At 46.6% G+C, this 21,747-nt stretch carries 8 protein-coding genes, 2 tRNA genes, 3 rRNA genes and 1 pseudogene; 9 read left to right on the top strand and 5 right to left on the bottom strand.

The window, feature by feature from the left end; translation table 11 throughout:
- Nucleotides 1-14: 14 nt before the first annotated feature.
- The 7 genes from FM037_RS26120 to rrf all read left to right on the top strand — a co-directional run bounded on the left by FM037_RS26120 (nucleotide 15) and on the right by rrf (nucleotide 9,993).
- Nucleotides 15-914, top strand: coding sequence for a M23 family metallopeptidase (locus FM037_RS26120; RefSeq protein WP_144048403.1), 900 nt, complete (start codon nucleotides 15-17; stop codon nucleotides 912-914).
- A 60-nt stretch (nucleotides 915-974) separates the two neighbouring features.
- Nucleotides 975-3,698 (top strand): preprotein translocase subunit SecA, encoded by a 2,724-nt coding sequence (gene secA, locus FM037_RS26115; protein WP_144048402.1) that lies wholly within the window; start codon nucleotides 975-977, stop codon nucleotides 3,696-3,698.
- Nucleotides 3,699-4,438: 740 nt separating this feature from the next.
- Nucleotides 4,439-5,983, top strand: a 16S ribosomal RNA gene (locus FM037_RS26110).
- Between the two features lie 205 nt (nucleotides 5,984-6,188).
- Nucleotides 6,189-6,265: transfer RNA gene (locus FM037_RS26105), tRNA-Ile, on the top strand.
- Nucleotides 6,266-6,400: 135 nt separating this feature from the next.
- Nucleotides 6,401-6,476, top strand: a tRNA-Ala gene (locus FM037_RS26100).
- A 322-nt stretch (nucleotides 6,477-6,798) separates the two neighbouring features.
- A 23S ribosomal RNA gene (locus FM037_RS26095) occupies nucleotides 6,799-9,703 on the top strand.
- Nucleotides 9,704-9,877: 174 nt separating this feature from the next.
- A 5S ribosomal RNA gene (gene rrf / locus FM037_RS26090) occupies nucleotides 9,878-9,993 on the top strand.
- The 16S, 23S and 5S rRNA genes sit together here with 2 tRNA genes alongside, the layout of an rRNA operon.
- 804 nt (nucleotides 9,994-10,797) lie before the next feature.
- On the opposite strand, the gene FM037_RS26085 is transcribed toward rrf, so the two are convergent.
- The 5 genes and pseudogenes from FM037_RS26085 to FM037_RS26065 all read right to left on the bottom strand — a co-directional run bounded on the left by FM037_RS26085 (nucleotide 10,798) and on the right by FM037_RS26065 (nucleotide 18,348).
- Nucleotides 10,798-12,240: a phosphomannomutase gene (locus FM037_RS26085; RefSeq protein WP_144048401.1), complete on the bottom strand. Its 1,443-nt coding sequence runs from the start codon at nucleotides 12,238-12,240 to the stop codon at nucleotides 10,798-10,800.
- A 121-nt stretch (nucleotides 12,241-12,361) separates the two neighbouring features.
- On the bottom strand, nucleotides 12,362-13,801 hold the full coding sequence (locus FM037_RS26080; RefSeq protein ID WP_144048400.1) for a mannose-1-phosphate guanylyltransferase/mannose-6-phosphate isomerase: 1,440 nt from the start codon (nucleotides 13,799-13,801) through the stop codon (nucleotides 12,362-12,364).
- 501 nt (nucleotides 13,802-14,302) lie between these two features.
- Nucleotides 14,303-15,100, bottom strand: a complete 798-nt coding sequence (locus FM037_RS26075) for a substrate-binding periplasmic protein (RefSeq protein WP_144048399.1) — start codon at nucleotides 15,098-15,100, stop codon at nucleotides 14,303-14,305.
- A 45-nt stretch (nucleotides 15,101-15,145) separates the two neighbouring features.
- A pseudogene (locus FM037_RS26070) lies at nucleotides 15,146-16,791 on the bottom strand (hypothetical protein).
- Nucleotides 16,792-17,127: 336 nt separating this feature from the next.
- Entirely contained in the window at nucleotides 17,128-18,348 is a 1,221-nt protein-coding gene (locus tag FM037_RS26065) for a threonine/serine exporter family protein (protein ID WP_144048398.1), read from the bottom strand.
- Nucleotides 18,349-18,509: 161 nt separating this feature from the next.
- On the opposite strand from FM037_RS26065, the gene FM037_RS26060 reads away from it, so the two are divergent.
- Together FM037_RS26060 and FM037_RS26055 are read left to right on the top strand one after the other, a co-directional pair.
- Entirely contained in the window at nucleotides 18,510-18,926 is a 417-nt protein-coding gene (locus tag FM037_RS26060) for an MAPEG family protein (protein WP_144048397.1), read from the top strand.
- Nucleotides 18,927-19,191: 265 nt separating this feature from the next.
- Nucleotides 19,192-21,492, top strand: a complete 2,301-nt coding sequence (locus tag FM037_RS26055; RefSeq protein WP_144048396.1) for a YgiQ family radical SAM protein — start codon at nucleotides 19,192-19,194, stop codon at nucleotides 21,490-21,492.
- Nucleotides 21,493-21,747: the final 255 nt, after the last annotated feature.

Below are 21,747 nucleotides of genomic sequence, written 5' to 3'. Positions count from 1 at the left end.
GGCTTAATTAGGCTATGAGTGTAACAGTTTTTATTCAAGGTCGAAACGGCGCCACAAGATGGCAGCCTGGTAAACGTTGGCTATTATTGCCCGTTCTGTTGCTCGCAGCCGGAACTGGTTTGTATCAGCACAACGCCAAACAAATTCAGCAACAGCAGACTAATATCGATAATGAACGTGTTGCTCGTGAAGAGCAGAAAAAAGAACTTATCGAGCTTAAAGGGGCGACTGAATCACAACTAGCCATGCTGGTAACTCATGTTGCCCGTATGCAAGCTAAGGTGACACGTCTCGAAGCACTTGGTCTGCAAATCGCTAAGAACAATCAATTAGAAGATCAGTTTGATTTCTCTTCCGAAGTCGGTGTCGGGGGCCTGAGTGATTTGGGTGCCAACATCGAACTCGATCAACTTATTCTGGATATGGATAAGTTAGTGTCACGAATAGATAATAATAATGCTCAACTTTCAATACTTGAAACTGTCTCATCTAATCTCCATATAGATGAAGAGCGTTATATATCTGGGCGTCCCATCCGTAAAGGTTGGTTATCGTCGCCCTACGGTTTACGAAATGACCCTTTTAGTGGGCGCAGAACGATACATAAAGGTATCGACTTCGCTGGCAAAGAGGGCACCAAGGTGGTTGCAACTGCAGCAGGAGTGATCACTTGGGCAGGAAAAATGTTTGGGTATGGTGAGTTGGTAGAAATAGACCATGGTAATGGTCTGCGAACTCGCTATGGACATAATAAATCTCTGTCAGTAACTGTGGGTGATGTCGTCGCCAAAGGCGAAGGTATTGCGCTTATGGGGAGTACTGGTCGTTCGACTGGACCTCATGTGCATTACGAAGTGTTGCGGGGTGGGCAACAGATAGATCCACAGAAGTTTGTCTACCGCAAAGCAAGTTAACTTAATAATCGGCTTCCAGACTCGACAGGGACTAGGCCAATAACATAAAAAGTGGTTCAGATGTTTGGTAAAATACTGACAAAATTATTTGGTAGTCGCAACGATCGTACACTTAAGTCTCTTAGCAAGGTTGTTACTGAGATTAATGCTCTCGAAGAAGATTATGAAAAGTTAACTGATGATGAGTTAAAGGGGAAAACCTCGACTTTTCGTGAACGTTTAGATACGGGGGAATCATTAGATGATGTTTTGCCAGAAGCGTTCGCCGTTGTTCGTGAAGCATCTAAGCGCGTATTCGATATGCGCCACTTCGATGTACAGATGCTCGGCGGCATGGTTCTAGATAGTAATCGTATTGCTGAGATGCGTACCGGTGAAGGTAAAACCTTGACGGCGACACTACCTGCTTATTTGAATGGATTAACTGGTAAAGGCGTACATGTCATTACGGTTAACGATTATCTCGCACGTCGTGATGCCGAAAATAACCGTCCACTTTTTGAGTTTTTAGGCTTAACCGTTGGCATCAACGTAGCAGGCTTAGGCCAGCAAGAGAAGAAAGATGCATATCACTCAGACATTACTTATGGAACCAACAATGAGTTTGGTTTCGACTATCTGCGTGACAACATGGCATTTTCACCTCAAGAGCGTGTTCAACGCCCACTTCACTATGCCCTGATTGATGAAGTCGATTCGATTCTTATCGATGAAGCGAGAACGCCACTGATCATCTCTGGCGCGGCCGAAGATAGTTCGGCTCTCTATACTAAGATCAACACCCTAATTCCACTGCTAGTCCGCCAGGATAAAGAAGATACGGAAGAGGTGATCGGCGATGGAGATTATTCTATCGACGAGAAAGCGAAACAAGTACACATGACCGAACGTGGTCAGGAGAAAGTTGAAGTTCTGCTTACCGAGCGAGGCATGTTAGCCGAAGGCGATTCCCTCTATTCGGCAGCTAACATTTCATTAGTGCATCATGTTAATGCTGCGCTTCGTGCTCATACACTCTTCGAGAGAGATGTCGACTATATCGTTCAGGACAATGAAGTCGTTATTGTCGATGAGCATACTGGGCGTACTATGCCGGGTCGACGCTGGTCGGAAGGCCTTCATCAGGCTGTTGAAGCCAAAGAAGGCGTCAATATTCAGAATGAAAACCAGACGCTGGCTTCAATCACTTTCCAGAACTTCTTCCGTCAGTATGAAAAGCTTGCGGGTATGACGGGTACCGCCGATACCGAAGCGTTCGAGTTTCAGCATATTTATAGTCTAGATACTGTTGTGATTCCGACCAATAGACCTATGGTGCGAAAAGACAATGCTGATTTGGTTTATCTAACGCCGGATGAGAAATATGCTGCAATAGTCGAAGATATTCAGGGTTGCCGCGAACGTGGTCAGCCTGTTCTTGTGGGTACCGTCTCAATCGAACAATCTGAACTTCTGGCTCGTCTGATGCAGAAAGAGAAGATTCCCCATGAAGTCTTGAATGCCAAGTTTCATGAGCGTGAAGCCGATATTGTTGCTCAAGCAGGAAGGACGGGAGCCGTTACCATCGCCACTAATATGGCGGGTCGTGGTACAGATATCGTCCTTGGCGGTAACTGGGCGATGGAGATCGAGGCGATTGAGAACCCAACTTCTGAACAGAAAGCTAAAATCAAGGCCGATTGGCAAATTCGCCATGACGAAGTCGTTGATGCCGGTGGATTGCATATCTTAGGTACCGAGCGTCATGAGTCACGTCGTATCGATAATCAGCTGCGTGGACGTTCGGGTCGACAAGGTGATGCAGGTTCTTCGCGTTTTTATCTTTCAATGGAAGATAGCTTAATGCGTATCTTTGCTTCCGAGCGTGTTTCTTCGATGATGAAGAAACTTGGCATGGAGCAAGGTGAAGCAATTGAACATCCTTGGGTATCACGCGCTATCGAGAATGCCCAACGCAAAGTAGAAGCTAGAAACTTCGATATCCGTAAGCAGTTACTCGAATTTGATGATGTAGCCAATGACCAACGTCAGGTCGTTTACGCCCAGCGTAATGAGTTAATGGATGCCGAAGATATTCAAGATACTATCGTTAACATTCAAGCCGACGTAGTTAATGGTTTAATCGATATGTATGTTCCACCTCAGTCACTAGAAGAATTGTGGGATGTGCCAGGCCTTGAAAAACGTTTGGAGCAGGAATACGCTATTAAAATGCCGGTACAAGACTGGTTAGATAAGGAAGATGATCTTCACGAAGAAACACTACGTGAGAGAATAGTAGATACCTGGGTGAAAGCTTATCAAGCAAAAGAAGAGACGGTAGGTGCACAGGTTCTGCGTCAGTTTGAAAAAGCTGTCATGCTACAAACTTTAGATGGGCTTTGGAAAGAGCACTTAGCTGCGATGGATCATCTGCGTCAAGGTATCCATCTTCGTGGTTATGCGCAGAAAAACCCTAAGCAGGAATATAAGCGTGAATCTTTTGAGATGTTCCAAGAGATGTTGGAGTCATTGAAGCATGACGTTATCAGCGTTATGTCAAAGGTACAGGTACAGGCACAGTCAGATGTCGAAGAGATGGAAGAACGCCGACGTCAAGAAGAAGCTAAGATCAGCCGAAATTATCAGCATGCTGCTGCAGAAGCGTTAGTGGGGGCTGAAGAAGCTCAAAATTTAGCTGAACATATTCCGACTGTACGTGAAGGTGCTAAAGTAGGTCGTAACGATCCTTGTCCATGTGGTTCTGGCCGTAAGTATAAGCAGTGTCACGGTAAGCTTACCTAGGTTAGTTAGTCTGGAAAGCAGAATGAATCTAAAGCCACTCATCTGAGTGGCTTTTTTATATTAAGCTTACTAGCAGGTTTTAAAGCGTATCAAAGAATATCGCCGACTTAATGAGCTAGAATGCACATTCTGTGGATAAATCTGGGGGTAAGCGGTGGTTTAATTGTGACTATCAGAAAAGATCGTTTTTATTTATAAAACTGCTTGCGATCATTCTCATACTCCCTATAATGCGCATCCACTGACACGGCAAACCAGTCCTACTAAACATTACGTTAAGTAAGACGCAGTTGAGTCAGGGCAACAAGTTAGCTTAGTTTTAGAATAGTTTTTAAGTTGTGTTAAACGCTTAAAAATCTTTTTAAAAAAAGCACTTGACGTCAACCTAGGAAAGCGTAGAATACGCCTCCTCAAGCCAGCGACCTAGCGTCTAACGGCGGTGCTACCAAGCACCAAGCTCTTTAACAATTTATCAAGTAATCTGTGTGGGCACTCACAGGTGTTGAGTTATTCGAAGCCATCTTACTTTGTAAGTGGCAGCAAATTTTCTCAATGAACTACTGAGTGACCATAGCAACTTTGGTTTCTACTTTCTTACTCTCACGAGCAAGCAAAGTAAATTCAAAGAAGCAAAATATGTAAGCTTCATTGACATTCTCTTTATAGAGGGTGGTTAATGAAAAACAGTATAATTCGTTGAGCCGATGTCATTGCCGAAAGGTAATGCATCAAAAAAACTTTAATTGAAGAGTTTGATCATGGCTCAGATTGAACGCTGGCGGCAGGCCTAACACATGCAAGTCGAGCGGAAACAGGAAGTAGCTTGCTACTTTGCTGTCGAGCGGCGGACGGGTGAGTAATGCCTAGGGAACTGCCCAGTCGAGGGGGATAACAGTTGGAAACGACTGCTAATACCGCATACGCCCTACGGGGGAAAGGAGGGGACCTTCGGGCCTTTCGCGATTGGATGTACCTAGGTGGGATTAGCTAGTTGGTAAGGTAATGGCTTACCAAGGCGACGATCCCTAGCTGGTCTGAGAGGATGATCAGCCACACTGGAACTGAGACACGGTCCAGACTCCTACGGGAGGCAGCAGTGGGGAATATTGCACAATGGGCGAAAGCCTGATGCAGCCATGCCGCGTGTGTGAAGAAGGCCTTCGGGTTGTAAAGCACTTTCAGCGAGGAGGAAAGGTTGTAGTTTAATAAACTACAGCTGTGACGTTACTCGCAGAAGAAGCACCGGCTAACTTCGTGCCAGCAGCCGCGGTAATACGAGGGGTGCAAGCGTTAATCGGAATTACTGGGCGTAAAGCGTACGCAGGCGGTTTGTTAAGCAAGATGTGAAAGCCCCGGGCTCAACCTGGGAATTGCATTTTGAACTGGCAAACTAGAGTCTTGTAGAGGGGGGTAGAATTTCAGGTGTAGCGGTGAAATGCGTAGAGATCTGAAGGAATACCGGTGGCGAAGGCGGCCCCCTGGACAAAGACTGACGCTCAGGTACGAAAGCGTGGGGAGCAAACAGGATTAGATACCCTGGTAGTCCACGCCGTAAACGATGTCTACTCGGAATTTGGTGTCTTGAACACTGGGTTCCCAAGCTAACGCATTAAGTAGACCGCCTGGGGAGTACGGCCGCAAGGTTAAAACTCAAATGAATTGACGGGGGCCCGCACAAGCGGTGGAGCATGTGGTTTAATTCGATGCAACGCGAAGAACCTTACCTACTCTTGACATCCACGGAATTTTTCAGAGATGAATTAGTGCCTTCGGGAACCGTGAGACAGGTGCTGCATGGCTGTCGTCAGCTCGTGTTGTGAAATGTTGGGTTAAGTCCCGCAACGAGCGCAACCCTTATCCTTATTTGCCAGCACGTAATGGTGGGAACTTTAGGGAGACTGCCGGTGATAAACCGGAGGAAGGTGGGGACGACGTCAAGTCATCATGGCCCTTACGAGTAGGGCTACACACGTGCTACAATGGTCGGTACAGAGGGTCGCAAAGCCGCGAGGTCAAGCTAATCCCACAAAGCCGGTCGTAGTCCGGATCGGAGTCTGCAACTCGACTCCGTGAAGTCGGAATCGCTAGTAATCGTGAATCAGAATGTCACGGTGAATACGTTCCCGGGCCTTGTACACACCGCCCGTCACACCATGGGAGTGGGCTGCACCAGAAGTAGATAGCTTAACCCTTCGGGGAGGGCGTTTACCACGGTGTGGTTCATGACTGGGGTGAAGTCGTAACAAGGTAGCCCTAGGGGAACCTGGGGCTGGATCACCTCCTTACCTATACGACTAACTCAATATTTGCTGAGTGTTCACACAGATTACTTGATAGAAAGAAAGAGCAAAAATATACGTGTCTGTTTAGACGACGTTAATTTGCTTCAAGACAAGGTGCTTGAGGAATGAAAGAGGGAGTGTAGTTCACTACATGACTGATTGAATGACGAAAGGTACGCAGTATTGAAGTAAAGAAGCAAGTATAAATGGGTCTGTAGCTCAGCTGGTTAGAGCGCACCCCTGATAAGGGTGAGGTCGGTGGTTCAAGTCCACTCTGACCCACCAAAATCTTTGTGTTACTGCGTTATGTAGTTCGTCGTTTAGCAGGCTAAACGTCCTCTCTACATACCTTGTTACACTCGATTTGGTAATGACTTAGTAATAAGTAAACGTATATATTTTGTTTGACTGCATGTAAATGGGGCTATAGCTCAGCTGGGAGAGCGCCTGCCTTGCACGCAGGAGGTCTGCGGTTCGATCCCGCATAGCTCCACCATTTACTTACTTTTCTAGCTGAATAAGTAGGTCATGCATATGGATAGAGATGCCAAAGATAAATGCAAAATTTATCTTTGGCTTTTTTAAGCCCGTTCTTTAAAAATTTGGAAAGCTGATAGTGTTAATGTGAAAGGGACTATTGTGAAAACTGCTTCGTAAGAGGTAAGGATTGCAGTGGTTAATAGCATTAGCGCGAAAAATAAATAATTGAGTTCTCAAACACTTAAATCAAGTGCCGAATTGCAGCGATGCAATTCAAGAGTATTCTTTTGGCGAAAGTAAACACCATTAGTTGCGATACAGTCCCATGTGGGTTGTATGGTTAAGTGACTAAGCGTATACGGTGGATGCCTTGGCAGTCAGAGGCGATGAAGGACGTAGTAACTTGCGAAAAGCGTTGGCGAGCTAGTAACAAGCATTTGAGCTAACGATGTCCGAATGGGGAAACCCACTCACATAAGTGAGTATCACTACATGAATACATAGTGTAGTGAGGCAAACCCGGGGAACTGAAACATCTAAGTACCCGGAGGAACAGAAATCAACCGAGATTCCCCTAGTAGCGGCGAGCGAACGGGGATTAGCCCTTAAGTCTATAGGGTGTTAGTGGAATGAGTTGGAAAGCTCAGCGGCACAGGGTGATAGCCCCGTACATGAAAACTAACTATAGATGAAAACGAGTAGGACGGGACACGTGACATCTTGTCTGAACATGGGGGGACCATCCTCCAAGGCTAAATACTCCTGACTGACCGATAGTGAACCAGTACCGTGAGGGAAAGGCGAAAAGAACCCCTGTGAGGGGAGTGAAATAGAACCTGAAACCGTATACGTACAAGCAGTGGGAGCGGTTCTTGAGACCGTGACTGCGTACCTTTTGTATAATGGGTCAGCGACTTACATTTTGTAGCGAGGTTAAGCGAATAGCGGAGCCGTAGGGAAACCGAGTGTTAACTGCGCGTTTAGTTGCAAGGTGTAGACCCGAAACCCGGTGATCTATCCATGGGCAGGTTGAAGGTTGAGTAACATCAACTGGAGGACCGAACCGACTTATGTTGAAAAATGAGCGGATGACTTGTGGATGGGGGTGAAAGGCCAATCAAACCGGGAGATATCTGGTTCTCCTCGAAAGCTATTTAGGTAGCGCCTCGAGCGAATACCATTGGGGGTAGAGCACTGTTAAGGCTAGGGGGTCATCCCGACTTACCAACCCTTTGCAAACTCCGAATACCAATGAGTACTACTCGGGAGACACACGGCGGGTGCTAACGTCCGTCGTGGAAAGGGAAACAACCCAGACCATCAGCTAAGGTCCCAAAGTTATTGCTAAGTGGGAAACGATGTGGGAAGGCTTAGACAGCTAGGAAGTTGGCTTAGAAGCAGCCATCTTTTAAAGAAAGCGTAATAGCTCACTAGTCGAGTCGGCCTGCGCGGAAGATTTAACGGGGCTAAGCAATACACCGAAGCTATGGGTTTGCTAGTTTACTAGCAAGCGGTAGAGGAGCGTTCTGTAAGCCGTTGAAGGGAAAGGGGTAACCCATCCTGGAGGTATCAGAAGTGCGAATGCTGACATGAGTAACGATAAAGGGAGTGAAAAACTCCCTCGCCGAAAGACCAAGGTTTCCTGTCCAATGTTAATCAGGGCAGGGTAAGTCGACCCCTAAGGTGAGGCCGAAAGGCGTAATCGATGGGAAACAGGTTAATATTCCTGTACTTCTGCTAACTGCGATGGAGAGACGGAGAAGGCTAGACTAGCGCGGCGTTGGTTGTCCGCGTTTAAGGTTGTAGGTTGTATTCTTAGGCAAATCCGGGAATACGCATTAAATTGCAAGACTGAGGACTGATGACGAGACCCTAAGGGGTTGAAGTAGTTGATGCCATGCTTCCAGGAAAATCTTCTAAGCTTCAGGTTAGTAGGAATCGTACCCCAAACCGACACAGGTGGTTGGGTAGAGAATACCAAGGCGCTTGAGAGAACTCGGCTGAAGGAACTAGGCAAAATGGTACCGTAACTTCGGGAGAAGGTACGCTGCCGGCGGTGATAGGACTTGCTCCTTAAGCTGCTGGCAGTCGCAGATACCAGGTGGCTGCAACTGTTTATCAAAAACACAGTACTGTGCAAACTCGCAAGAGGAAGTATACGGTATGACGCCTGCCCGGTGCCGGAAGGTTAATTGATTGGGTTATCTTCGGAGAAGCTCATGATCGAAGCCCCGGTAAACGGCGGCCGTAACTATAACGGTCCTAAGGTAGCGAAATTCCTTGTCGGGTAAGTTCCGACCTGCACGAATGGCGTAATGATGGCCACGCTGTCTCCAGCCGAGACTCAGTGAAGTTGAAATTGCGGTGAAGATGCCGTATACCCGCGGCTAGACGGAAAGACCCCGTGCACCTTTACTATAGCTTGGCACTGAACATTGAACCTACATGTGTAGGATAGGTGGGAGACTTTGAAGTTGGGACGCTAGTTCTGATGGAGTCAACCTTGAAATACCACCCTTGTAGTTTTGATGTTCTAACTCAGGCCCCTGAATCGGGGTTGAGGACAGTGCCTGGTGGGTAGTTTGACTGGGGCGGTCTCCTCCCAAAGAGTAACGGAGGAGCACGAAGGTTGGCTAAGTACGGTCGGACATCGTACGGTTAGTGCAATGGCATAAGCCAGCTTAACTGCGAGACATACACGTCGAGCAGGTACGAAAGTAGGTCATAGTGATCCGGTGGTTCTGTATGGAAGGGCCATCGCTCAACGGATAAAAGGTACGCCGGGGATAACAGGCTGATACCGCCCAAGAGTTCATATCGACGGCGGTGTTTGGCACCTCGATGTCGGCTCATCACATCCTGGGGCTGAAGTCGGTCCCAAGGGTATGGCTGTTCGCCATTTAAAGTGGTACGCGAGCTGGGTTCAGAACGTCGTGAGACAGTTCGGTCCCTATCTGCCGTGGGCGTTGGATGATTGAAGGAAGCTGCTCCTAGTACGAGAGGACCGGAGTGGACGAACCGCTGGTGTTCGGGTTGTTATGCCAATAGCATTGCCCGGTAGCTACGTTCGGAATCGATAACCGCTGAAAGCATCTAAGCGGGAAGCGAGTCCTAAGATGAGTCATCCCTAGGAATTTAATTCCTCTAAAGAGCCGTTCGAGACTAGGACGTTGATAGGCAGGGTGTGTAAGCGTTGTGAGGCGTTGAGCTAACCTGTACTAATGACTCGTGAGGCTTAACCATACAACCCAGATGGGTTTGTGTAGTTAGTGTGTGTATTACTTCATAAGCACAAAAGAATACGAACTTGATTTAAGTCGAACCTAATTATTTATTATTTAGAGAAATCTAGATACAGCTTTCTAAATTCTTTTACCTTTAGCTTTTTTAAAAAGCTGAAAGTAATCGTCAAATTAGTCTGGAAACCATAGCATTGTGGCCCCACCTGATCCCATCTCGAACTCAGAAGTGAAACGCAATCGCGCCGATGGTAGTGTGGGGTCTCCCCATGTGAGAGTAGGTCATTTCCAGGCGCTCATTAAGTGAAAAAGCCACCTGAATAAGGTGGCTTTTTTGCGTCTGGGATTTAATAAAGTTTGGCTGAATAGCTCGAACTTACCGGTACAGATATCAGGTGACTTATCCACTTAGGAAGGCATGAATGCCTACCCCCGATGTCGCCCCGCCGCTGAGCGGGCTCTCCCGCTACGAAACGAAGTTTCTCCGCGTTCAATTAGGGCTGAATACTACGTATTCAAATCGCCGTAATTTCACCCCCATGTGTCCACTTCGTGGACTACGAGAGTAGGTCATTTCCAGGCGCCTAATAGTCGATAAATCCCCAGCACCTAGTGTTGGGGATTTTTTCGTTTAACAGCTTTTGAAATGAGCTTCTCACATGGGGAATATAGATAGCGCATGCGCAGCATGCATCCTTTTATGTGCTAGTAGGGTGATATCGCTGCGTTCAGCAAACGAAGTTTGATGCTGCGGTAGAACGCGGAGGATTTATCCGAAGCTGGGCTATTGGAAGGCGCCTCCGCTTTTTGCGTCTGGATATTTTTAAATATAAATTCTATTGCCCATATCCAACGTCAATATAGGCAGGTGGCTTATCCACTTAAGCACGTACGTGCAATGCCTACTCCCCATGTGTTCGGCCTTCGGCAAGTATCATGACCATTTCAAGCTGGGCCATTGGAATTTGAAGGCACCTTGGTTGCAGGCTACAAAGGAACTAGCCTCGATATTCAATATCGACACTTCCGTATCTGTCCCATAGGGATACGAAGAATGTCTTTGAAGCGTAGGGAATGCTTATACCAATCGGTATAGGTTTATTCGGATAAGAGATCTACAAACCCATTAACGCTGACCTTGCTTAAACAAGAATGTACTAGGAATTTTGCCATGTCGACGGTATCAGCTTCAGCGTAGCATCTGAGTTCAGGCGCATTTCCGGAGGGGCGTAAGTGGATTATTCTGTTGTCGTTGAGGGTCACTCGTAAGCCATCGGTACAATCAAGGGTCTGAATTGATACTTCTTCAAATCCTAAGGCCTTGAGTAGTCGGTTAGGATTGTCTTGGCCTAGAGTCAAAATTATTTGGCTACGTTCCGTGGCAAAGTTTTTTATACGGTCGCTGTATGTCACTCTTTTGGGGAGGGAGTCGACTACGGCTGAAATAGTTTTATATTTAGCCTCTGCAAAAAGCATTAATGCTGGTAAGAGGGCATCTCGAGTCGGCAGGGCTTTAAGTGTATTTTGCTTGAGTCTTACATCACTGCCGAGCAAGAAGCCCCCGTTTGCTTCAAAACCTGCGATTGTTTCATAATTTTCTGCTAGAGCAGAAAACTCAGCAATAACATAGGGCGAGCCAATCTTTGTTCGTTTCACATGAGAGAAGTATGCACAACTCTCGATGGCCGTATTGCTATTAACAGGTATTGAGAGTGCCTCTATGTGTAATGCATTGGCACAGAGTAAGCCTAAAATATCACCCCGTAACCAAGTGCCATTCTCATCGGCAACGAGGGGACGGTCGCCATCGCCATCGGTTGAGAATATGGCATCGAGAGCATATTGTTTTGACCACTTGTTCGCTTTAACTATATCCTCATCGGATACTGCCTCGGTATCGATAGGCACAAAATCATCACTTCTCTCTAAAGCTATGACTTCGGCGCCCAGGGCCGAGAATATCTCAGAATATAAGTCTCGCCCAGCACTTGAGTGCTCATAAATACCAATACGCTTGCCTGTGAGAAGCGAAGCATTAAACAATGATATGTAGCGTTGGACATAAAGCCTTGCAGCACGCGGGTTAACAGCAAGGTTAGGGATGTCTTCTAAGGGGGAAAACTCTGCCCGAGTACACAAGATCTCTTGTTCATCAGATTTGCTTATTTCTCCATCGGGGCGATAGAACTTCAAGCCATTACGGTCAAATGGAATGTGGCTTCCGGTGACCATGATACTAGGTATATTATCTTGCATTGCAGCATATGCTAGTGCGGGTGTTGGAACTACGCCATAGTAAATAGCTTTGATACTCAAGTGTTCCAGTGCCTTGGCACAGGCCATTGCCATCCGAAAACTACTAGGGCGATTATCAATAGCGATGGCGACATGGTTGAAAGTGAAGGTTTGCCGCTGAGTCGCGACAAATGAGTGGGTGAAAGCCGCACAAACTTCATTGGTAAATTGAGTGACCAGCCCACGAGCACCGCTGGTGCCAAAGGCTATACCACTACTTTTAATTACATTTGAACTCAATAACATCAAAAATCCTATAGGTGAGAGTAAGCACTCTCCCATGAAGATGGTATGACTATTTCTTTATTTAGCGTCAATACTAGAGATTCAAATATTGAAGCTAAAGCTTAGAAAGCTGGCCTGTCGTTTACACCTGCTCATCTTTGCGGCCGTAGCGGTCTTCAAGGCGGACAATATCATCCTCGCCAAGATAGGACCCCGACTGTACTTCGATCAGCTCTAATGGGATTTTACCGGGGTTTTCAAGGGCATGGGTAGTGCCAATGGGTATGTATGTTGACTGATTTTCTGTTAGTAAGATCTCTTGATCACCGTTAGTCACTCTTGCAGTGCCGGATACCACGATCCAATGTTCGGCCCTGTGATGGTGCATCTGAACTGACAGTTTAGCGCCTGGGTTTACCGTGATATGTTTCACCTGAAAACGCTGACCGTAGTCGATGGAGTCATATTTCCCCCAGGGGCGATATACTTCACGATGGTGCTGCCATTCACTTCGTTGGTTTTCTTTTAATTGCTCAACAATCTGTTTAACTTGCTGAACTTCGGTCTGTTTTGAAACTAAAATAGCATCTTTTGTTTCAACGATTATCACATCTTCCAAGCCTACGGTAGCCACTAGCTTGTCGGTAGCGTGAACATAGGAATTTCTGGTGTCTATGCTTATCACATCGCCTTGAAAGGCATTACCGTTACAGTCCTTGTCTTTCACTTCCCAAAGCGCAGACCAGCTACCTACGTCACTCCAGCCACAATCCATGGGAACGACCACAACTTTATCTGAATCTTCGCTATTGCACAGAGGCTCCATTATTGCGTAATCGATAGAGTTATCCGGGCATTCCTCAAATGCGGCCTTATCCACTCGTAAAAAGTCGAAGTCATGGGCAGTATTAGAGATAGCTTTTTCACATGCTGCATAGATCTCCGGGCTATGAGTTTTAAGCTCATCTAAGTAGCGACTGGCTTTAAATAGGAACATACCACTGTTCCAATAGTAGTTCTTGCTATCCATATAGGCCTGAGCCCTTGCTAGATTCGGTTTCTCCACAAACTTTGCCACACAATAGCCTGCGCCTTTACCATAGGTATCGCCGCGTTTTATGTAGCCATAACCGGTTTCTGGCGCCGTGGGCACTATACCGAACGTAACCAGCTTGCCAGCTTGAGCAAATTCAGTGGCCGTTTTAACTGACTGACGAAACGCTCGTTCATTTTTAATCAGGTGATCGGCAGCTAACACTAACAATAAGGGATCATCATTATTTTTAATCGCGGTTAATGCCGCCAGAGCGATAGCCGGAGCCGTGTTGCGCCCTACAGGTTCAAGAATAATCCCGCTATTGGGGATCTTGTTGGCTCGAAACTGCTCTGCAACTGAAAACCTATGTTCTTCATTACAGATCACCATGGCAGGAGCATGTTCAATCCCCTTGAGACGCATAGCCGTGCTTTGTAGCATAGAGCTATCACCGTTTAAGGTGAGAAACTGTTTGGGGTACATTTGTCGCGACAAGGGCCAGAGCCGTGAACCTGCTCCACCTGCCATGATTACAGGTAAAATCATTCTTTCTCCAAAAATAATAATTAAATCTGTTTAATTAGAGTCACATGTTAAATTTATTATAGTTGCAGCATATTTTTTTTAGCATGCTTATTTTCATTTTTCGTCGCTAATATCTCACCAAGTGAGAAGCAGTGATTAATCTATCACTCAGTTTACTCTGCTTTAAGATTAGATTAATTAGAATCGAAGAATATGCGGGCCTGTATGGGCCATGTCCTATGGGTAAAGCAATGGCACCTCTATTATCTAACGGGTTACCGATGGTTTTACTGGTCAACATCCTTGATCTAGCTGTCATAGGCTGTGTGTAATTCATATTGAGGTGGATTAATTAAATTGTGACTATGAAGTATTGACCCTAAAAAGTGGAGTCGAGGCCGAAATGGTACGTGTGCATTATGTTATTCGCAAAGAGACGGTACATGAGCATGTATTCGAGTTCGAGGAGGTGAATGTGATATTGAGAAAACAGCAACAATGAATTTATTCAAGCATAGGTTTTTAGAAAGGAATGTTGAGACTCGGGTATTGCGATGGGTTTAGCTTAGGTGTTTTCACATGCCAATGCTTAAACAGCGGATCGAATACGCCTTGATGTAACAGTGTTGCTAGATGGTGATTGAATGATTTTATGGTGTCGTAGTCGTTGTACTGCATTTTAAAGCCAAGATAATAATGGGTCTTCTCATTACTGCTTAAGTAATCTAGATCTGAGATATTTAGTTGGATGGCGTAGTAAGCACCTACGTCTCTATTGACGAAGTAAGCATCGAAACGTCCAATAGCTAACATTCTTAGAGGTTGTTGATTTGCAGAGTTAAGCATGATGATTTTCATCGGTTCCAGCCCTAGTTGCTGTTGGTTAAGATCTATATTTAGCAAGGATTGGTAAGTATTTGAGGGGGCAAGGACACCTATGGATTTACTTGATAACTGATTTATTTTACTGAGGTTACTTTGCTTGAGAGAGTAAAATCCGTATTCAGTCTCAAGCATTGGTACTGAGAACCATATGGAGGTGGCACGCTCTTCATTCCAGCCCAAAAAATGTCCATTGGCTTGTCCGCTGTGAAAGGCTTTCTTCGCTCGTTTATTCGGGAGTAATTCAATCTCGCAGCCTTGCTGCCAGCTTTTACAAGCGAGTCTGGCTATTTCGACGAGAATGCCAGTGATCTGATTGTTCGAGTCCTGAAAGCTGAAAGGCGCAAATTCATGGCAGACGATCTTCAAAGGCTTAGCATCGACATTGGCGAGCAAGCTGGTGAGAGAGACAAGGAATATGAGGAAGTAGCGAAACATAGATAGCCAAATGATGAGCCTTAACTATCAGTTTAGTCCTTCTCTCTAGAAACGGTTTCTTACCTGGAAGCGCCATTCCCAGCTGTTTACTTCTACTCCTGAGGTGAAAGGGAGGGTGAGGTCTATGTGAGCCACGTTACCGTAACTCGAACGAGATGAATAGATTCTTGCGCCTATGCCTATGCTGCCTATTGGACCCGATACTTCATTATTTTCATCGGGTCCGCCAAAGGCTTGCCCTACATCGACAAAAGCAGCCCAGCCGAGTTCGGCGAGTTGATATAGGTTAATATTCGGGTAGTTACGCAGCTCTGTAGTAAATAACCATTGATTATCACCATGCTGGTAATTGTTAGGGTAGCCACGTGTGCCCGTGTCATCGCCCAGGGCAAAGGTCTTATCTAAATAGTTATTTCTAGATGTACTGAGCCTGGTCTTAACGTAAACCGTCCACTTTGGATCTATCTGATAGAAGTATTCCGCCATCATGTTGACCTTATAGAAGTCTTCTTGGCTGGTAGCAAACACCCCCGAACCGTCAAACTCCAGCAAGAGAAGCTCTGCATCGGCCTGATAGCCGTGGGTCGTTTTCCAGTTAAGGTGGTAGCCAAGGGCAGAACCGTCCCCGGTATCTTGGGTTTCCAGGCCCAATTTAAAGTAATGATGCCAGCCTAAGTTAAAGTCTTCGTTATAGTTGATGAGGTGGACATTGTTCAACACCTTGAAGTCATCTTGCAAATACTCATAGGCGAGCCAGGGGTAGAGGAAGTCCCGGTCTTGGGGATCTCTGAGTCGGGGTATTTTTCTGTGATGGCAAACAAGCTTTGATCTTGGGTGATACCTGTGATGATACGAGTGCGAGAGTTGTCACTCTTGCTCACCCGCCAGCCATACATCAGACTATTGAAGTCATGTTGCTGTTCAAACTCATTGATGTCCATGCCATTTTGCCTAAGGGTATCGATTCTGAGGTCGTCACTGTAGATAGCCGAATACATATCTTGGGTATCTAAGGTATAGAAGGGCTTGTTGAAGTAAAGCTGTGTCGCCTCCCCGTCACTATTGTCTTGATAGTTAAAGGCGACTTTTGAGTGTTTGATAAAACTATCCAGAGGGGCTTCCAGTGAGATTTTATAGCCGCTTCTATCGGCGTCAGATTTGTACTTAATCCGGGTACGTATACCGTAGCCAAGTAAGTTATCTTCCTTAATGCCTATGGAATATTTACTTTCACCGCCGCTATGACTCAGACTCATAGTCGGTAACAGTGACCAGTTATCCCAAGTTTCAACCAAGAGTGTATCCCCTTCTTCGGCAATATCTGAATCGGGACCTTTTTCTACCAGACTGACTTTTGCATCGCGTATGTAGGGCTCGTATCTCAGTAGTCTTTGAGCCTCATCGAGGTCTTTCTGTGTGACACGATTGCCAGCCTCAAAGTTTAACTTGTTGAGAATGATAGATTCACGGGTATTAATATGAAGATAGTTAGCCCAGCGATGGATAAAGAAGGCATCGGGAGCTGACTCATCGAAGATGGGATTACTGGAGACCACTATTTTGCGGATGAGTTTCTTCTGGGTGATCTTTGGGCTGGTGTCCTCTCGAGCAAAAGCCTCATCGTCAGCCAGTATTGAAGGTTCATCTGATGATGTTTCAGTTAACGTCGAATCGTCTCCTCTGCCAGGCATACTGGCCATAAAGCAGACAATAAACAGAGATAAATTCGACGTGCATCTCATCATATAGAGGCCTTTTATAATCTTTTCGTGTGTTTGATTACCTAATAGAATTTTTTGGGCTACAAGTTAATAACACACGCCAGACAGGAGTTAGTCAAGGTTAAAGATGAAATATGTGAGTGATTTAACATAGGTAGAATGGTGGGTTACAAGTGTTAAAAAGGCATAGGTACTGGGAAAAGTCCTACTGGCGGGGCTTGAACTGATTGCGGAAAACCTCTCAGCGCTAAATGCTAGTTTTAACGCTGAGTATGGTTAGCTGGATGAGCGAGTGGTGACAGACTTCTAGAGTGTTCTTCGCGGAGGCACGGCAACATTGGCGAAGATGAGTCCGGCAATGAGCGACATAAAGATCAGAAAGACCTGGCTGCCTATGTGTGATTGATTAAGCATGGTCTCACCTAAGATAAGTGTATTCAGGCCTATGTAAGTTTTACTGCCGGGCACTAAGATCACTATGCCTTGTAGCAGGGCAATAGAGGCCGGAGCCTTCATCCAGCGGGCAAATAAATTGGAATAGACTCCAACGGCGAATGCGCCGAAGAAGATGCCGATGGAGTCCCCGAGATAGATACTGCCTAACATGGATGAGAAGAATGCGACTATGCCAGCGAGTATTCCCCAAGGAGCATCTTTCATACGGGCTTTAAAGATGATCACCAATGCCATAGAAAGAATCGGCACTGCCGACCAAATAGCCCATCTGGGTAAAGGTGCGGGCTCGAAGCTGATTGCATCGCCGAAGATGGCTGAGCCTACAACCATGCCCAATATCGCGCCGAAATAGAGCTTAAACAGTAACATGAAGGCATCCATGATACGTGCAGTACCCGAGATCAGATCTCTGGCGGCGAGTTCTGCCATGCCTAATGTTAGTGCCAACCCTGGGATAAAGATGATGATGCCGGAGAGGATCACCACTGGGATATTTATACTCGGGTCGAAATGTGAGATAGCTGTCGCCGAAATGGCACAGAGGATGGCCGCTAAGGGTTCAAGCATCTCGGCCATACGCTTGGATCGCTCGGCGCGGTAGACCAAACCGTAGACCATGAGTCCTAGCATTGCCGACCAGAATACATCATTCCAACTGGTTCCCATCAACATAGCAAATGCGCCGGCTGAGCTGCCGAAGGCCAATAAGGTTTGCTTGGTACCGTAGGGGTTTGGCTTGTTGGCGATCTCTTCGAGGCGTTCTAATGCCTCGGTTAGCGTACGCTTACCTGAGACTAATTCTTCGACCAACTCATCGGTACGAGCCAGAGAGCCAAGATCTAATTCACCGGGGTTTACTCGGGCGACATGGTTATACTCTTGATCTGTATCGTGCTGCAGCACAAAGGTCATCGCCGTTGGCGAAATAAGAAAATATCCTTCTATGCCAAGTAAGCTCGAAACGGCTTGAAGATGGGCTTCCAGTCGATAGGCCGGAGTACCAAACTTATGCAACGACTTACCTAACTTGATAATAAAACGTCGTTTCTCAAGAAATTCTTCGTTGTCCACTAGCGAGGTCCATTTGTGATTTAGATATTGGGGTGTTTAGGCGAGCGCATATTAACCTAGTTTGTAGAAAAAAGGTTAATCGACTGGAAAATATTTACTTAGGCTCAATTAGTTGTAATGCTGGTTTATCAAAAGCAATAGTGCAAGCAAAAGGATGGCATATGTCAGTGGTTATTTCGGGTCTGTATATCAGTTTAACAGCGATATTAGTGGTGGCATTGGCCATGCGGGTGGTTAAGTTACGTCGCAAACATAAGATAGGCATAGGTAGTGCTGATAATAAAGAGCTAGAACTCGCCACTCGAGTCCATGCCAACTTGATCGAGAATGCGCCGATCGCCATGGCCTTGCTGCTGGTGGCGGAATTGAACGGCCTCTCCGGTATCTATCTTCATCTGCTCGGAATTGTCTGGATCGTCGGACGTATCTTACATGCCGTGGGACTGACCAGAAGTAAGGGTGGATATCACCTGGGGAGGTTCTGGGGTGGTCTGCTTAGTTGGTTAGTCATTTTGATCTTAGCCATTGTTAATATCACTCAGTTTACTCTGGACTCGATAGGCTACCTAGCTAAGTAAGAAGTTGTTAAAATAAGCTGTAGCAAAGTAAGCCATTAGCCGACTATATTCATCTTGGGAAGGACGACTTAAGTGCAAAACCTAGAGCCAGTCCTATTCCCTTACCAGATCTAGGGTTAATGATTTTTCTTGTCTCAAGCCTAACTTTCTTTACACTTGTTCGTTTTTTGTTCGCCTAGATGGTCTGTCCCCTGCTATACTCCGCGTCCCGTTAGTGGGCGCGAATACTCTATTTTCACCGTTTGATAGTCAGGCTTTATTACTCATGCAAGTTGAATCTACCTTATTTACTCATCCCAAATATCGCTCTGAGCAAACGGAGGCGGCCCCATTTCTGCCTATGTCTCGCAAAGAGATGAAGAAACTAGGCTGGGACAGCTGTGACATCATCATTGTGACCGGGGATGCCTATGTGGATCATCCCAGCTTCGGTATGGCCGTGATTGGACGTATGCTTGAGTCTCAAGGCTTCAGGGTCGGTATCATCTCTCAGCCAGACTGGTCTAATAAAGAAGACTTCATGAAGCTGGGTAAGCCAAACCTCTATTTTGGGGTGACTTCGGGCAATATGGACTCGATGATCAACCGTTATACTGCCGAGCGTCGCATGCGTCACGACGATGCTTATACGGCAGGAAATATCGGTGGTAAGCGCCCGGATCGCGCCGTAACCGTTTATACCCAGAGGTGTAAGGAAGCTTACAAGCAAGTGCCGGTTGTCATCGGTGGCATAGAGGCCAGCTTGCGCCGCATGGCCCACTACGATTATTGGTCTGACAAGGTGCGCCGCAGTGTGATCTTAGATGCTAAAGCCGATATTCTGGCCTATGGTAATGCCGAACGCCCTCTGGTGGAGATCTCCCATCGACTGGCGGCGGGTGAGTCTATTGCAGAACTGCACGATATTCGCGGTACCACTGTGATACGTAAAGAGCCACTTGCCGAATGGAAGGGCATGGACTCACGCAAGATAGATCAGCTACATAAGATAGACCCTATTCCTCATCCCTATGGCGCCGATGATGTGGGTTGTAAGAACATGTCCGGCCCGTCGGATGTGAAGATATTCGATAACGAAGCTCCCAAGGCCATCAGCGTACAGGCTCCGAGGCCTAAACCTTGGGAGAAGACCTATGTGTTATTGCCAAGCTTCGAGAAAGTGTCCGAAGACAAATACCTTTATGCTCACGCGTCTAGAATTTTGCATCAGGAGCAGAATCCGGGCTGTGCCCGTGCCCTGTTTCAGCGTCATGCCGAGCGCGCGATCTGGATAAACCCTCCTGCCTGGCCGTTAAATACCGACGAGATGGACGGTGTGTTTGGTCTGCCCTATAAGCGGGTGCCACATCCTTCATATGGTGACGACAAGATCCCCGCCTATGACATGATCAAGACCTCGATAAACATCATGCGTGGCTGTTTCGGTGGTTGTTCCTTCTGCTCCATTACCGAGCACGAGGGACGTATCATTCAGAGTCGCTCCCAAGAGTCTATCGTGAATGAGATCAAAGACATTCAGGATAAGGTGCCAGGCTTCACCGGCGTTATCTCAGATCTTGGTGGCCCGACGGCTAACATGTATCGTCTGGGCTGTAAGAGCGTCAAGGCCGAGAAAACCTGTAGACGACTCTCCTGTGTATTCCCCTCTATCTGCGGTCACTTAGATACAGATCATTCGGCGACGATCGATCTCTATCGTGCGGCAAGGGATGTTCCCGGGATCAAGAAGGTACTCATCGCCTCGGGTGTCCGTTACGATTTGGCCACCGAAGATCCCCGTTATGTGAAAGAGTTGGCGAGCCATCATGTGGGCGGCTATCTCAAGATTGCCCCCGAGCATACCGAAGATGGTCCGCTCAATAAGATGATGAAGCCGGGCATGGGCACCTATGAAAAGTTTAAGGAGTTGTTCGACAAGTACTCCAAGGAAGCAGGTAAAAAGCAGTATTTGATCCCTTACTTTATCTCGGCGCATCCAGGTACGACCAACGACGACATGGTCAATCTGGCGCTCTGGCTCAAGGGAGAGAAGTTTAAGCTGGATCAGGTGCAGAACTTCTATCCATCGCCGATGGCGAACGCGACCACCATATACCATACCGGACTCAATTCGCTGAAGAATGTAAAACACACCAGTGAAAAGGTGACTGTGCCGAAAAAAGGACGTCAGCGTAAGCTGCACAAGGCCTTGCTGCGCTACCACGATCCTGCTGGTTGGCCTATGATCCGCGAAGCGCTAATCGAGATGGGCAGAGAGGAGCTTATAGGCAATAGTCCCAGCTGCCTGGTTCCGACCGAGTCTCGCCATGAACGTGAAGCCATACGTAACAAGGGGAAGGGTGGAGCTAATAACGCTGACAATAAACCGTCTTCTGGTGGCAAGAAGGCCTTTACTCGCTTCTCTGAAGATCAGTTTGCCGACAGAAAGCCTAAGAGCAAGGCTGGCAGCACGTCGAATAAGCAGGGTGGGAAAGCATTTGGCACTCAAGAGAGTAGCGCCAATGGCCAAAGGCAACGTCCGGCGAAGAAGAATGTTTGGGGCACCACACCTAAGCATCAAAGGTAGCGCTGCTCTAGTCTGTTCTAGCTAAATAAGCTGAAATAAGGGAATATCATGGATATTCCCTTATTTGTATTCAGGAGGTAATACCAGTTCCATTAAGTAAGTGAGCATTCAGCGGGAGTTAAAAATGCTGTAGGCAAGTAAGGGAATTGAAGCTAATAGTTATTCTATATCGAAAGCCACTTGTGCGGCATAAAGTGTTTTTAAACCCGCACTACGTGAGCTTCTCTGGACTTCTACTTCTGTGTTGCATTTCCT

Origin of the sequence: Shewanella psychropiezotolerans (assembly GCF_007197555.1) — a bacterium.
GTDB classification, from domain to species: Bacteria; Pseudomonadota; Gammaproteobacteria; order Enterobacterales; family Shewanellaceae; genus Shewanella; species Shewanella psychropiezotolerans.
This window is presented reverse-complemented; position numbering and strand designations above follow the sequence as displayed.

Excerpts from the sequence above, each read along its gene's own strand:
- FM037_RS26120 (WP_144048403.1), top strand. The coding sequence starts at position 15 with ATGAGTGTAACAGTTTTTATTCAAGGTCGAAACGGCGCCACAAGATGG.
- secA (WP_144048402.1), top strand. The coding sequence starts at position 975 with ATGTTTGGTAAAATACTGACAAAATTATTTGGTAGTCGCAACGATCGT.
- FM037_RS26085 (WP_144048401.1), bottom strand. The coding sequence starts at position 12,240 with ATGTTATTGAGTTCAAATGTAATTAAAAGTAGTGGTATAGCCTTTGGC.
- FM037_RS26080 (WP_144048400.1), bottom strand. The coding sequence starts at position 13,801 with ATGATTTTACCTGTAATCATGGCAGGTGGAGCAGGTTCACGGCTCTGG.
- FM037_RS26075 (WP_144048399.1), bottom strand. The coding sequence starts at position 15,100 with ATGTTTCGCTACTTCCTCATATTCCTTGTCTCTCTCACCAGCTTGCTC.
- FM037_RS26060 (WP_144048397.1), top strand. The coding sequence starts at position 18,510 with ATGTCAGTGGTTATTTCGGGTCTGTATATCAGTTTAACAGCGATATTA.
- FM037_RS26055 (WP_144048396.1), top strand. The coding sequence starts at position 19,192 with ATGCAAGTTGAATCTACCTTATTTACTCATCCCAAATATCGCTCTGAG.